Below are 13,250 nucleotides of genomic sequence, written 5' to 3'. Positions count from 1 at the left end.
TTTCACACGTTCGACCTGTACTTATGACCAGTGACCCCATTCTCCGCATTGCCGAGAAAGTACAAGCCGGTGAGCGGCTTTCCTTCGACGACGGGGTGGCCTTGTTTGAAACCCGGTCGGTTGCGCTGCTCGGCCACCTGGCCCACACCGTTCGCCGCGCACGACATGGCAATGTGGCCTACTACAACGTCAACCATCACCTCAACCCAACGAACGTCTGCTACTGGGACTGCACGTTTTGTTCGTTTTACCGCAAGCCCGGACAGGAAGGGGCCTACACCTACACCATCGAGCAGGCCATTGCTGAAGTCCGTCCCTACTATGAGGCCGGAATCACGGAAGTCCACATTGTCGGTGGACTGCATCCGACGCTTAAGTTCGACTACTACCTTGACTTGCTGCGCGGGCTGAAAAGCGCCTTCCCCAACGTTCACCTCAAAGCCTTCACCATGGTCGAACTTGACCATTTCAAGCGCATCACGCGGCTGTCGGATGAAGAAGTCATCGAGCGGTTGCGCGAAGCCGGGCTGGATTCCTGCCCAGGCGGTGGGGCGGAGATATTTGCCGAGCACGTACGGGAAAAAATCTGCCGTCACAAGTGCGACAGCCAGCGGTGGCTCGACATGGCACGGACCGTACACCGCAAAGGCATCCGCTCCAACGCCACCATGCTCTACGGCCACATTGAAAGCTACGCCGACCGCGTGGACCACATGCTGCGGCTGCGCGATTTGCAGGATGAAACCGGCGGTTTTCAGTGCTTCATCCCGTTGGCGTTTTATCCTGAACATACGGAACTGGCTCACCTGCCGGGGCCGACCGTCGTGGACAGTCTCAAAACCATTGCCGTCTCCCGGCTGATGCTCGACAACTTTGACCATATCAAAGCGTACTGGGTCATGCTCGGACGCCAGACGGCGCAGATGGCGCTCCATTTCGGAGCGGATGACCTCGACGGCACGGTGTCCGGCGGCGGCCCGCTGGTGGCAACCTACTCAGCCGATGGACGCGACCGCTGCATGACGACCCGTGAAGAAGTCGTTTCCCTTATTCGGGACGCCGGTTTTGAACCGGTCGAACGCGACACGCTCTACCAGCCCGTCATTCGGGAAACCACAGCGGCTCTGGTCTGACCCCACAGCTTTTCCGGTGCGGATTTTCCGGCGCGGACACCTCACGTGGCATCGTGGGGCGGCGCGCCGGTTTCTTCTTCCGGGCAGTCGGCAGGGCGGTCGGGCTGTGCTGCCGCCAGCCGTCGCATCGTGGCGGCAAAACGTTCCAGGTCAGCTTGCAGGGACTCCATGTGCCGACGGCTGGCCTGGTACTGCACCCACTGGTGGGTTTCCACGACGCGCTTGAGAGATGCTTCCCCAAGCAGGGTGGCCAGCAACACGATGAGATCGTTGGCCGCTGTTACCTGCAACAGCAACGCATTGACCAGATGATAGGCATCTTCCGCCGTCGCCCAGTCGAGCGCCGGGGCAGATGCGCTTTCGGACGGGTTGCTCGCCATCGGTGGCACGTCTGAAGGCTGGGTCACGCCGCCGCTCCTTCCCGGATGTGAACCGGACGGCCATCCACCACAAGCGCCGTGGGTTGTGCCAGTACCGCCGAACGGAGATACCCCAGCGCCAGCACTTCCTGAGTCACGGGATGGCGGACGACGCTGGTCAACTGTCCAACTTCCTTTCCATCGGCAAGGATGGGCGTGCCTTTCCCCGGCAGCGCGGTGTCCGTACCGGTGTCGCTGGCGATGCGCAGCGGTGTCAGCCGCCGCGCGGTCTGGTCATGGCCGCGCCAGTGGATTTTGGCCACGGTTTCCTGCCCGACATAGCAGCCCTTGGTGTAGCTGATGGCATGCCCCAGCCCGGCTTCGGGCGCGAGAGTGGTTTCGTCAAAGTCCTGCCCAAAACGGCCGGTGCCGTGCTCGATGCGGCACACTTCCAGAGCATCCCAGCCGACCGGCGTAGCCCCGGCCCCGGTCAGGTGCGTCCAGACCTCCACGGCTGCCTCGTGGAGAACGAACAGATCAAAGGCCGGCTGTCCGTAGCGGGGACGCTGCACAACCAGCACGCCGGCATTGCCAATACACAGCCGCTCGTGCGCAAAAACCGGGAGGGATTCTGTGCCACCGCCGACTTTTTCAACCGTCAGGCTGGTGCGCCAAGTGGCAAGCGGCGCGCCGGTCAACGACTCGATCAGCGCCGGAGCAGCCGGCCCGACGAGACCAAGCAGAGCATGGGTGGCGCGCAGGTCAGTCAAGCGGAAATCACCGGCGCGCACCAGCGGGGACAACTTTTTGTGAACGATGGCAGATGCAGCCGGCTCGGTCGTCAGCCAGAACTCATCGGGCAGGCAGTCCAGCGTGACATCCGCGATGACCCGTCCCTGGGGCGTCAGAAAAAGAGCAGTGACCCCGGTGCCCGGCACGAGCGGCTTGACATGCTGGCTGACCCAGCCGTTGATGAACGTTGTCCGGTCACGGCCTCCAACGGCAAAGCAGCCGCGCGCGCTGAGGTCAACGATCCCGGCGTGCTTGACCAGCGCCGTATATTCGGCCGCCAACCGGCCATAGTGCGCCGGCACGGACCCGTCACCTTCAGGGCGCAGCACGGCACCAAGTGTCGCGTGGTGTGTCGCAAGCGGATACTCCATAACCCTTTATTCAACGACCTTTCCGAAAGGCTGTGCGTCGTTCATGCCGCACGCTGTCCCCTCCAGGCAAACCCATCCGGCGTTGTCCGGTCGTCTTCATCCCTGCCGGGACGGCACCTGTCGCGGCTCTTGCCTGAAAGGGACTCTCCGACACACGATAGAAGTATGCCAAGTTTTCCACCGGCAGCGCCGCCGCTCGTCCCGACACCTTCACTTTCAGACCCGCACCAAACTACCCGTCCACCCGCGTCCAGCGGAATACCAGCCTGGCTGCCCCAGGCGCTGCACGCCTTTGCCTTCCGCGATTACCGCCTTCAGTGGGCCGGCGCTTTTACTTCCAGCATCGGAAGCTGGGTGCAGCAGGTTGCCCAGGCCTGGCTCATCCTCGATCTTACCGGCAGCCCATTTTATCTCGGTCTCGACGCCTTTCTGGGCATGGCACCAATGCTGGGATTGTCGCTGGTGGGCGGCGCCGTGGCTGACCGATTCGACCGCCGCAAGCTACTCCTGTTTTCCCAGGCGGTGCAAATGTCCAGCGCGCTGACGCTGGCGCTGCTCGTTGGGCTGCACGTTGCCACGGGGCTGCCCCTCGTATATGCGATCCTGGCGCTGTCCTTTTTGACCGGAACGGCGCAGGCGCTGAGCGGGCCGGCCTATCTGGCGCTGCTTCCCAACCTGGTGCCGCAACCGTTTGTCGCGCAGGCCATTGCCGGCAATGCCATCCAGTTCAATCTGGCGCGGGTTGTCGGGCCGATGGTTGCCGGATTGGTCCTGGCGCGCTTTGGCGCGGCGACCTGTTTCGCCCTGAACGCCCTGTCGTTTCTGGCCGTGATGGCTGCCCTTGCCACCATTTGCCCGCCACAACAGATACCGGCGACACCCGGCCCCTCGTGGCGGCAGGAAATTGCGACCGGCATGCGCTATGTCTTCGGCGACAGAGTGCGGCGACGGCTGTGCTTTCTGGCCACCCTGACGACCAGCCTGGGCGTTGCCGTTCCAACCCTGCTTCCGCAATACACCCGGATCATCTGGCACGGGGATGAAGTGCTGTTTTCACGGCTGGCAGCCTGTTCAGGGCTGGGCGCAGTGACGGGCGCCATCGTGGTCGCCACCGTCGCCAAAAAAGCGCAGTCCCTGCCGTTGATTCTGGCGACGCAGGCGGCGCTCGGTCTCTGCATGCTGCTGCTGGCGGCCACGGGCTGGTTCTGGCTGGCCTGTCTGTGGCTGTTCATTGGCGGGGCGCTTCTGGTGGCCACCTACGCGCTGGTGACGACCTGTTTTCAGCAGGTTGTCGCGGATGACATGCGGGGGCGGGCCGTGAGCCTCTACATGGTCTGTTTCCGGGGCGGAATGGCCATTGGGGGACTGCTGGCCGGCAGCCTGGCGCACTGGTGGCGGGTCACTGCCGCGTTCGGTCTGGCCGGGCTGGGACTGGCGCTGGCAAGCGCCTGGGCCTTTCTCAACTGGCGGGTGATGACGTTCCCCTCCGCCAGACCGGATGACGGATAAAAACACACCGGAGTGAAATGCTGCGTATGACGCACTGGATGACGCACTGGATGACGTACGGCTGGACGACCGACCGGACGACCGGATGGTGGCTGCCAGGGATGCTGCTGGGGATACTGCTGGGATTGTCCGCCGCCGCGCCGGGGCGGACGCCGCCGGCCGATGTCCTGTTCATCAACGGCACCGTGCACACCCTCGATGATCGGCAACCCCGGGCCGAGGCCGTTGCCGTCCGGCGCGGGCGTATCGTTTTCGTCGGGTCCACGGCCGAAGCCATTACCTACCGTGGCCCCAGAACGCGCCTTGTGGACCTGGCCGGAGCCGTGATGTACCCCGGCTTCACCGATGCCCACTGCCACCTGTTTGGCATCGGCGAACGCGAACTGACCCTGAATCTGGAAGGAACCAACACCCGCGCCGCCTTTCTGGCCGCCGTTGCCGCCCGCGTTGCCCAGACGCCCAAGGGTGAATGGATCGTCGGGCGCGGCTGGATTGAGACCTTCTGGACGCCGCCCACCTTCCCGACCGCTGCGGAACTCGATGCCATCGCGCCGGAGCATCCGGTGTTTCTGGTACGGGCGGACGGGCATGCCAGCGTGGTCAACACCCTGGCGCTCAGGCAGGCCGGGATTGACGCACAGACGCCCAACCCACCCGGCGGCGACATCCTGCGGGACGCGACAACCGGCCAACCAACCGGGATGCTTATTGATCGCGCCCAGGACCTCGTCCGGCGGCTGCTGCCCCGCCTGTCGCCCGAAGACTACGCGCGCGCGGCCATGGCCGGCGCGCAGCGCGAGCTGTCGCTCGGCTGGTGCACCATTCACAACGCCGGCAGCTCCCTTCTGGAAACGAACCTGCTGCGCCGCCTCTGCCGCACGGGTGCTATCAAGCTGCGGGTGTACAACGCGGCGGCCAACCGTCCGGCGGAAGTTGCCGCTCTGCTCCGGCGCGGCCCGATCATCGGCGAAGCCAACGGACGCTTCACCATGCGGACAATCAAGGCGTACATGGACGGCGCGCTGGGGTCACGTGGCGCGGCCCTGCTGGCCCCCTACGCCGACGCCGACACCACAGGTCTGTTTCTCACTCCACCGGACGAACTGCGCGCCCTGTGCCGGCAGGCGCTGCGCGCCGGCATTCAAATCCAGACGCATGCCATTGGTGATCGGGCCAACCGTCAGGTGCTGGACATTTACGAACAGGTGTTCGCCGAAGTGCCGCCAGCCCAGCGCCGGGTGCGCGATCCGCGCTGGCGCATCGAGCATGCCCAGATTCTGCATCCTTCCGACATCCCACGCTTTGCCCAACTCGGCGTCATTGCGTCCATGCAGCCCTCGCACGCCATCAGTGACCTGCACTTTGCCCCGCGCCGGCTGGGACTGGAACGCCTCGCCGGAGCCTATGCCTGGCGGGCGCTGCTCGATGGCAAAGCCATCATTGCCGGTGGCTCGGATGCACCTGTTGAACGCGGTGAACCCCTCATCGAGTTTTATGCGGCTGTGACACGGAAAGACCTGACCGGGTTTTCCGGTGCGGGATGGCATCCAGAGCAGGCGGTCAGCCGCCTGGAAGCGTTGAAAATGCTGACCCTCTGGCCAGCTTATGCGGCCTTTGAAGAAGACCTTGCCGGCACGATAGCCGTCGGCAAGCGCGCGGACTTCACCGTTCTTTCCGCTGACCTGCTCACCATCCCGGAAACGGACATCCTCCGGGCACGCTGCCTGATGACCATCATCGGCGGCGAGGTCGTGTTCCGCGCTCAGGAACCCACAACCGGCAACAGCGCCCCGGCCGGGACAGGCTCAGGAAACCAGCCAGGTAAGCGCCGTGCGCCCCAACCGCACAACTGGCGCCGGAAGCAGGTTGGCGCGGCTGGGCGGCCGCTGGATGCGGGTGTTGATCATCGGGCGAAACAGTCGCCACCGCAGCCGCCGGCCATCGAGCGTTTCTGAAACGCCATGGGCATCGTCATCCGGGCCCGCTCCGCTGAGAAAGCGGATGTAAAAGGGCCCGGAATCCACCATGTGCTGCTGGCGAATGGTCCAGGTTTCGCCGGTCGCTGGGAGCGTCACGTGCAGGCGATGCGGATACTTCAGCCCCAGCCAGTTGCGCCGCTGGGCCTCGAACGTCACCTCGATGGCGTCGGTGACGAGTTCCGGGCGCTCGCCGTCAAAAACGGCTCCGAAGGAAAATGCGCCGGGCTGTCCGGGCAGCGGTTCGTTGCGGTAGTAAATCAGCATGCGGTCGCCGCGCCAGCAGCGTCCCCAGTGCCAGCGGTTGATGGCGCGCGACATCGGAACGGGATCATAGTTGTGGTCGTGGTAGCCACGCCCAACAAAAGCCACGCGCCGCTCACACCGCCCGTCCGCTCCGGTGATTTCCAGCGCACCCTGCGTTGCACAGACCGGAGCGACCAGATTCCAGGTGTGCGTCCCCAGCGCCTGCTCCATCAGTCCCCGGCTGGAAGCCACCACCTCCGGGGAAAGCCAGTGTTCATTCAGATTGCGAAAGCGGAACGTCCCGGTCAGCCGGCGGCCGATGGCGACCGGAATGGGCGTGGTGACTTCGGTCAAATCCACATCCACATTCAGGTGATAGGTCGCCGTTGCCGGGTCGTAGGTCAACAGGTTGCGCCCGGTGCAGACCATCGGCCGGGTTGTCGAGGCCGTAAACGTGTCGTACTCGACGAGCGCGTAGGCAATCGGCCGCCCACGGTGATAGAGTGCAAAGGAAAAGGCCGCGTAATCACACGGGTCGGGCGGCAGGGCGCGCCCACGTTCGTAAGCCTCGAAGTGGGCGTTGTAGTCGGGCGAAAAAGGAATGCCACAGAACCAGATCGCCACCAGCCCATACTCGCGGTCCTCAGACAGGGCATCGAAATACCACCACTCGTAAGCGCCCGGCTGACGCAGCCCATGCCAGGCGTCTTCGGTGCGGCTTGCTATCATTCGCATAGATTTGGCAGTACCGCCGGTTGGTCCGGGCAAACTCTCCATCGGCGCCGTGGTCACGCTTCGGAGTTGACCAACCGGTGGACGTTCATTCACAGAAGTTCGGCGAAGTAAGGACGCTCCACCACGGAAAAGTTCCGGTCGTCATCCGGGGGTAGATGTACCGACATCGGCTTGGGGGGAGTACGCCGGAACCGCCACCCGGTCTTCTGTCACCAGTTGCGGCCACGGCGTAAGACAGGTCATCGGCTTCAGACGCTGATAATGCCATCCTCATGGTGAGGAATTTTGGACTCGCGCGGCGGAAGGACCTCAAAGGGCACCAAACCCCGGCTGACTTCTTCCAGCGCAATGCGAGTTGGCTTGTGGCTGGTGGAGCGCAGCCGTGGCTCATGTCCCTTTTGAAGCTGCTTGCTGCGTGCCGCCGCCACCAGAATCAGGCGGTACTTGCTGTCGGGAAAGCGGTAGATGCGGCCTTCCTTGGTTTCCTTTTCACTGGTCGTTGTCGGCGTCGTCATAACTTGGGTGTCTCTCCTTCCAGTGGCAAAGATTCAGCATCAAACGTGTCCACAATGGCTTCGAGCCATTTTTCTGACAGGCGCCAGCGCTCACGCTCCGCCGTAATGATGCAGATGAGCGAGTGGAGCGCGCGTTCCAGGTCATCATTGACGATAACATAGTGAAACTCCCGAAAACGCCGTACTTCCTGCGTGGCATTGCGCAGCCGCCGGGCAATCGTCTGTGGGTGGTCACTCCCACGGGCGCAGAGCCGCTGGCGCAGCACCTCATAACTGGGTGGCATGATGAAAATCCGGGTCGCTTCCGGCATGATGTTGGCCACGCTTTCCGCGCCCTGCACATCAATGTCGAGAATGAGATCGTGGCCCTGTTCCAGGCGCGTTTCGACGAACTTCCGGTGCGTACCGTAAAAGTGACCGTGCACCAGTGCTGATTCCAGGAACTCCCCGTGCTCGCGCATGCGCTCGAAGTCGTCCGGCGAGACAAAGTAGTAGTGCTCGCCGTGCCGTTCGCCGGGACGTGGCGGGCGTGTGGTGTAGGAAACCGAATAGTAGAGATTGTCCACTGACTTCAGCAGACGACTCAGGAGCGTGGATTTCCCTCCCCCTGACGGCGAGGAAACCACCACCAGCATGCCGCGGCGAAGAGGATGCGGCTGGTCACTCGACATTCTGGGCTTGCTCCTTGATTTTCTCGACTTCGGTCTTGATAAAAAGCGCCACGTCGTGAACCGTGGTGTCACTGGTTTTGGACAGCATCGTATTCACTTCGCGGTTCATTTCCTGTAAGAGAAAATCCATTGCCTTGCCAACTCCGGGCGCTTCACTGATGAGCAGGTCACGCATCTGCGCCACGTGGCTCTGCAAACGGGCGACTTCTTCTGTAATGTCACAGCGTTCTGCGGCATAGGCGGCTTCCTGCGCCAGGCGCGCCTCATCCAGGCTGCCGAGGTCACGGAGCAGGGCCTGCATCCGGCGCTCCAGCCGGGCGCGCTGGTTCTCGAACACCAGCGCCGCCGCCGCTTCGATTTCGGGAATGCGCGCGGCAATCTGTTCCAGTCGGGCGGCAATCTCCTGCGCCAGGGCCGCGCCTTCCGTCCGGCGCATCGCTGTCAGGGCGTCGAGGGCCTGTCCGGCTGCGGTCAGCAACCCTTCCGCAAGGCGCGCGGCAAAGGCGGCATCGGTCTCCGTGACCGGCTGGATCGCACCGGGCAGCCGTGCAATCAGACTGAGGTCAAAGTCCCCGGACACGCCGGTTGCCGCCTGCGCCTGCCGGAGCGCCGCCACATAGCCCTGCACGAGCGGCAGGTTGACTTGAAACGTCACCGGGCGCTGCTGAACCAGACTCACTGTGACTTCAACCCGCCCCCGTTGCAACCGCGCCTGGATAAGCTTGCGCAACGGCACTTCAGCCGCCGCCAACTCGGAGGGCAACCGCACCTGAATATCGAGAAACCGGTTGTTGACCGTCCGCAGCTCGACCGTCAGGGAGAACTCATCGGTGGTAAGGCTGGCGCGGCCAAAGCCGGTCATGCTGTTCATCGGCCGGTATCCTTTCGTGTCTCCGCAGGCTGGCAGCCGAACTGTGGTGTTGTAAAAGGGCGCACTATACCAAAACCCGGTGTTCCCGGACATCACCGGCCCAACATCACCGGCCTGACATCTTCCGGTAATGCCCCTCACGTCCCGTGAACCGTACCCAGCCGCCGGGCAAGCTCCCGCAGGCGCTCGCGGAGCGGTTCTTCGTCCAGGGTCAGCACCCGCTGACCGTCGTAAATCACCCGCCCCCGGACGACCGTCAGCACCACATCCCGTCCGGTGGCCGCCGTCACAAGCGCCGCCACCGGGTCATACACCGGTTCGAGATGGGGGCTGGCGAGGGAAATCCCCACAAGGTCGGCCTCTTTGCCGACTTCGAGCGTGCCGATGCGGTCATCCAGCCCAAGGGCGCACGCACCGTCCAGCGTCATCCACTGGAGCAGGGCGGCTGCCGGCAGCAGTTGACCGTCGCCATGGGTAGCGCGGCCGAGGAGCTGGGCAAAACGCCCTTCGTCGAGCAGGTCGCAGACATTGTTCGAGGCCACGCTGTCCGTGCCCAACCCGACGCGCACCCCCCGCTGGCGCATCCGGCTGACCGGAGCAATGCCGTGCCCGAACTTGGCATTGGATTTTGGGCAGTGAGCCACGCTGGCACCGTGGAAGGTCAGCAGGCCGATGTCCTCTTCCGTGGCACGTACGGCGTGAATGAGCAGTGGCTTGACCCGCAGCACGTTCAGGTCGCTGAGATACCGGATGGTTGACACCCGGGGCGGCGTCCAGGCAATGCCGCGCTCCCGCAGCAACTGCGCGAAGGGCCCCTGTCCGCTCCGCAGAAAATCATCTTCGGCCTGGGATTCGGCACAGTGAATCGCCACCGGAAGCGCCTGCCGTTCGGCGTATTCGATGACGAGCCGGAACAGCAGGGACGACACGGAATAGACGGCGTGGGGAGAGATGCCAAGCCGCACCAGGTCGGTTTCCGCCGGGCGCAGGGCTTCCAGCCGCCGCTTGAGGCCGGTGAGACTTTTTTTGGCCTGCATCGGATCAGGGCCGAAGACTTCCTGATAGGCAATGCCGCGCAGTCCGCCCTGGCACAGGGCGCGAAAACCCGCGCCGGAAGTTTCCGTATCGGCCAGGGTCGTGATGCCGGCCCGGGCCGCTTCGACAACGCCCCACTGCGCCGAGACTTCCAAATCTGCAACCGCCATCTGCTCACCGCGCAGACGGGTCAGGGTCCGAATCCAGTCGAAAAACGACAGGTCTTCCAGGCGGCCGCGGAGCGCCGTCAACTCCAGGTGGCTGTGGACATTGACAAAACCGGGGCACAGGGCCGCGCGCCCCAGGGCCACGGTTTCGAGCGTCCCCAGGCGCGCCAGGCGGGCACGCACTTCGGCTTCGGGCCCCACGGCCACGATGCGCCCATCGGCGACGGCAACGGCCCCATCCTGAACTGGTGGTGTGGCCACCGGAAGCACCCACTGGGCTGTGTAAAGAACTGTCATGTGCGCCTGCCCGGAATGAAGTCACCGGCATCAAAGTATGCCGCCACACACAGCCTGTCTGTCCGACGGATTATCATGCCCAAGGCGGTTTAAAAAAACTGCCCCGGCGCAGCATTTCGACCTGACTTCTGCCCCATATCTGCCCGATGGCACATTTATGAAACCCTCCGTACCCCTGTGGCGTAAACATCCGCGTTACTTTCCAGCCTGGCGCACAGCCAACATCTTCTTCAATCTGGCAGGGGTCTGAGGCTCCCACATTTATGGCGCTGAGTCGAACCAAAAAACTTTTCATCGTTGGCGGCGTGACTCTGCTCATCGCCGGCATCGTCGCGGCCAGCCTCCTGACGCGGCGGACTGACGCACTGAGCGTCCAAATCGAGCCGGTCAAACGGCGCGAGCTGCTTGAGGCCAAAGTCTCGGCTTCCGGCGAGGTGCGTCCGGTGGCGCTGTACAACCTCACGGCCGAAGTTCCGGGGCGCGTGACGGATATTTTTGTCAAAGAGGGCGATCTGGTTCGCAAAGGGCAACCCCTGGTCAAGGTGGACCCCACCCAGCAGTTGACCTCGCAGCAGAGCGCCGAGGCCAACTATCGCGCAGCCGAGCAGGATGCCCGCGCCACTGAGACCCAGGTTCTGAGCGCCCGCAATCTCGTCACCCAGAACAAGGCACAGCTCATTGCGGCCGAAACTGATCTCAACCGGCTCAAAGCCCAGCTCGACTTGCAGAAGGTTCAGTTGCAGCGCACCACCGAGTTGCTTGAGGCAGGCGTGGTGTCACGCGCCGAGTTTGACACGGCGCAGGCCAACTACGAGGTCGCCAAGGCCGCCTACGACGCCCAGCTCGTTCAGATCGAACGCCTCCGGCAGGTTGTCAAGGACGCCGAAATTGCCGTTCAGCGGGCTGAAGAATCCAGCAAGTCGGCCTGGCAGCGCGTCAAAGCTGCCCAGGCGCAGTTGACAAACGCGCAGTATTTCCTCGACCAGACCGTTCGCAAATCGCCCATTGATGGCGTGGTGTCGAGCCTGCCTGTGCGGGTTGGCGAATTTGCCGTTGCCAACTTCAATACCACGCCCCTGATGACGATTGCCGACATGTCGGAAATCAACGTCGAAGTCCAGGTGGACGAAACCGACATTGCCAACGTTCGGATTGGACAGCCGGCCAAGGTCAAGGTGGACTCTTTGGGCGACACCGAGATTCCCGGCCGGGTGGCCGAAGTCGGGCAAAGCGCCGTGACCCGCTCTGGGCAGACGATTGCGGCCAACACGACTTCCCAAGAGGCCAAGAACTTCAAGGTCAAAATCCGCCTTGAACCGTCTGAAAAAGACCGGGCGCGGCTCCGTCCCGGCATGTCGGCCACGGCCGTCATCACCACGGACACCCGACACAACGTTCTCGTCGTTCCGCTGCAAGCCCTGGTCAGCCGCGACCCATCCGAGATGTCTCAGACGACGCCCCCCGCTCCAACGCCGCCTCCCGCCAGCGGTGAAGGTGACAAAAAGCCGGCCAAGCGCAACGAGGTTTCCGGTGTTTTCGTCGAGGAAGGCGGCAAGGCGAGGTTTGTGCCCGTCACGACGGGTATTCTGGGTGAAACGGACATCGAAGTTGTCGAGGGCCTGTCGGAAGGGCAGTTGGTCGTGACCGGCCCCTACCGCCTGCTTCGCACGCTCCGGCCGGGAACGTCCATCACCCGCGACGCCAAGGCGGAAACGACCAACCAAGGCAAAGGATAAAGCGGAAACCTCATGGAAAGTACCACTGTGTCGCTTGAAGCCGCACCGGCCACGGCCCTGCGCCCGCAATCCGTAACACCGTCGGCCGCGCTCATCGAGACCAAAGACGTGTGGAAAACCTACCGGATGGGCGATGAGATCATCCACGCGCTGCACGGAGTGAGTTTTACCATTCAGCGTAACGAGTACATTGCCATTATCGGGCCGTCCGGGTCAGGCAAAACCACCCTGATGAACATCATCGGCTGCCTCGACACGCCGACCAAGGGCGAGTACTGGCTCAACGGCAAACTCGTTTCGGCCATGAACGATGATGAACTGGCCCGGGTGCGCAATCAGGAAATCGGGTTCGTCTTCCAGACCTTCAACCTGCTGCCACGCGCCACGGCTCTGCACAATGTCGAACTGCCACTCATCTACAGCGGCGTGCCGGCGGCGGAACGGCTGCAACGCGCCAAGCGGGCGCTTGAACAGGTTGACTTGGCGCACCGTATGCACCACCGTCCCAATGAACTCTCCGGCGGACAACGGCAACGGGTCGCCATTGCGCGGGCCCTGGTCAACAATCCCTCCATCATTCTGGCGGATGAGCCAACCGGCAACCTCGACTCGGCCACGAGCCGGGAAATCATGGCGCTGCTCGATGTCCTGCACGAACGCGGCAACACCATTATCGTGGTGACACACGAACCCGACATTGCCGCCCATGCCCACCGGGTTCTGACCATCCGCGACGGACGCATCGCCACAGACACCCGGAATGAGCGCCGGGTGCCGGCCCTGGCCGAACAGGCCCAGCCTGTGTGATGCTTGGCATAGGCGCGGTGCGGCAAGCTG

The 13,250-nt window shown here is 63.4% G+C and carries 11 protein-coding genes; 5 read left to right on the top strand and 6 right to left on the bottom strand.

The features are described 5' to 3' along the window. Window positions 1–23 precede the first annotated feature (23 nt). A complete protein-coding gene (gene mqnE, locus J8C01_RS02855) occupies window positions 24–1,133 on the top strand; it encodes an aminofutalosine synthase MqnE (protein WP_014099076.1) in 1,110 nt (369 codons plus the stop codon). Window positions 1,134–1,174: 41 nt separating this feature from the next. Here mqnE and J8C01_RS02850 read toward each other — a convergent pair whose 3' ends face one another. Both J8C01_RS02850 and J8C01_RS02845 read right to left on the bottom strand, forming a co-directional pair. Beyond that, window positions 1,175–1,513, bottom strand: a complete 339-nt coding sequence (locus tag J8C01_RS02850) for a hypothetical protein (RefSeq protein ID WP_211432306.1) — start codon at window positions 1,511–1,513, stop codon at window positions 1,175–1,177. A gap of 23 nt (window positions 1,514–1,536) precedes the next feature. After that, window positions 1,537–2,655: a CAF17-like 4Fe-4S cluster assembly/insertion protein YgfZ gene (locus J8C01_RS02845; RefSeq protein ID WP_211432305.1), complete on the bottom strand. Its 1,119-nt coding sequence runs from the start codon at window positions 2,653–2,655 to the stop codon at window positions 1,537–1,539. A gap of 165 nt (window positions 2,656–2,820) precedes the next feature. Between J8C01_RS02845 and J8C01_RS02840 the strand changes: the two genes are divergently transcribed. Both J8C01_RS02840 and J8C01_RS02835 read left to right on the top strand, forming a co-directional pair. Next, on the top strand, window positions 2,821–4,164 hold the full coding sequence (locus J8C01_RS02840; RefSeq protein WP_014099073.1) for an MFS transporter: 1,344 nt from the start codon (window positions 2,821–2,823) through the stop codon (window positions 4,162–4,164). Window positions 4,165–4,190: 26 nt separating this feature from the next. After that, a complete protein-coding gene (locus J8C01_RS02835; protein WP_249355469.1) occupies window positions 4,191–6,119 on the top strand; it encodes an amidohydrolase in 1,929 nt (642 codons plus the stop codon). A gap of 1,250 nt (window positions 6,120–7,369) precedes the next feature. Here J8C01_RS02835 and rpoZ read toward each other — a convergent pair. The 4 genes from rpoZ to J8C01_RS02815 all read right to left on the bottom strand — a co-directional run bounded on the left by rpoZ (window position 7,370) and on the right by J8C01_RS02815 (window position 10,677). Next, a complete protein-coding gene (gene rpoZ, locus J8C01_RS02830; RefSeq protein ID WP_014099070.1) occupies window positions 7,370–7,636 on the bottom strand; it encodes a DNA-directed RNA polymerase subunit omega in 267 nt (88 codons plus the stop codon). Further along, a complete protein-coding gene (gene gmk, locus J8C01_RS02825; RefSeq protein ID WP_148263911.1) occupies window positions 7,633–8,307 on the bottom strand; it encodes a guanylate kinase in 675 nt (224 codons plus the stop codon). Before gmk ends, rpoZ begins: the two co-directional genes overlap by 4 nt. Continuing rightward, window positions 8,297–9,178, bottom strand: a complete 882-nt coding sequence (locus tag J8C01_RS02820; protein ID WP_014099068.1) for a YicC/YloC family endoribonuclease — start codon at window positions 9,176–9,178, stop codon at window positions 8,297–8,299. Before J8C01_RS02820 ends, gmk begins: the two co-directional genes overlap by 11 nt. Window positions 9,179–9,315: 137 nt before the next feature. Next, window positions 9,316–10,677, bottom strand: coding sequence for an amidohydrolase family protein (locus J8C01_RS02815; RefSeq protein ID WP_211432303.1), 1,362 nt, complete (start codon window positions 10,675–10,677; stop codon window positions 9,316–9,318). Window positions 10,678–10,940: 263 nt separating this feature from the next. Between J8C01_RS02815 and J8C01_RS02810 the strand changes: the two genes are divergently transcribed. Together J8C01_RS02810 and J8C01_RS02805 are read left to right on the top strand one after the other, a co-directional pair. Then, complete coding sequence (locus tag J8C01_RS02810) at window positions 10,941–12,413, top strand: HlyD family secretion protein (RefSeq protein WP_211432302.1); 1,473 nt, start codon at window positions 10,941–10,943, stop codon at window positions 12,411–12,413. A gap of 12 nt (window positions 12,414–12,425) precedes the next feature. Beyond that, entirely contained in the window at window positions 12,426–13,220 is a 795-nt protein-coding gene (locus J8C01_RS02805) for an ABC transporter ATP-binding protein (RefSeq protein ID WP_305879281.1), read from the top strand. Window positions 13,221–13,250 lie beyond the last annotated feature (30 nt).

The sequence above is a fragment of the Chloracidobacterium sp. D genome (genome assembly GCF_018304685.1).
Taxonomy (GTDB): domain Bacteria; phylum Acidobacteriota; class Blastocatellia; order Chloracidobacteriales; family Chloracidobacteriaceae; genus Chloracidobacterium; species Chloracidobacterium thermophilum.
The sequence above is the reverse complement of the archived record's forward strand: the minus strand, read 5'-3'. Positions and strand labels throughout refer to the sequence as shown.

Excerpts from the sequence above, each read along its gene's own strand:
- J8C01_RS02840 (WP_014099073.1), top strand. The coding sequence starts at position 2,821 with ATGCCAAGTTTTCCACCGGCAGCGCCGCCGCTCGTCCCGACACCTTCA.
- J8C01_RS02820 (WP_014099068.1), bottom strand. The coding sequence starts at position 9,178 with ATGAACAGCATGACCGGCTTTGGCCGCGCCAGCCTTACCACCGATGAG.
- gmk (WP_148263911.1), bottom strand. The coding sequence starts at position 8,307 with ATGTCGAGTGACCAGCCGCATCCTCTTCGCCGCGGCATGCTGGTGGTG.
- J8C01_RS02810 (WP_211432302.1), top strand. The coding sequence starts at position 10,941 with ATGGCGCTGAGTCGAACCAAAAAACTTTTCATCGTTGGCGGCGTGACT.
- rpoZ (WP_014099070.1), bottom strand. The coding sequence starts at position 7,636 with ATGACGACGCCGACAACGACCAGTGAAAAGGAAACCAAGGAAGGCCGC.
- J8C01_RS02850 (WP_211432306.1), bottom strand. The coding sequence starts at position 1,513 with ATGGCGAGCAACCCGTCCGAAAGCGCATCTGCCCCGGCGCTCGACTGG.
- mqnE (WP_014099076.1), top strand. The coding sequence starts at position 24 with ATGACCAGTGACCCCATTCTCCGCATTGCCGAGAAAGTACAAGCCGGT.
- J8C01_RS02815 (WP_211432303.1), bottom strand. The coding sequence starts at position 10,677 with ATGACAGTTCTTTACACAGCCCAGTGGGTGCTTCCGGTGGCCACACCA.
- J8C01_RS02835 (WP_249355469.1), top strand. The coding sequence starts at position 4,191 with ATGACGCACTGGATGACGCACTGGATGACGTACGGCTGGACGACCGAC.
- J8C01_RS02805 (WP_305879281.1), top strand. The coding sequence starts at position 12,426 with ATGGAAAGTACCACTGTGTCGCTTGAAGCCGCACCGGCCACGGCCCTG.
- J8C01_RS02845 (WP_211432305.1), bottom strand. The coding sequence starts at position 2,655 with ATGGAGTATCCGCTTGCGACACACCACGCGACACTTGGTGCCGTGCTG.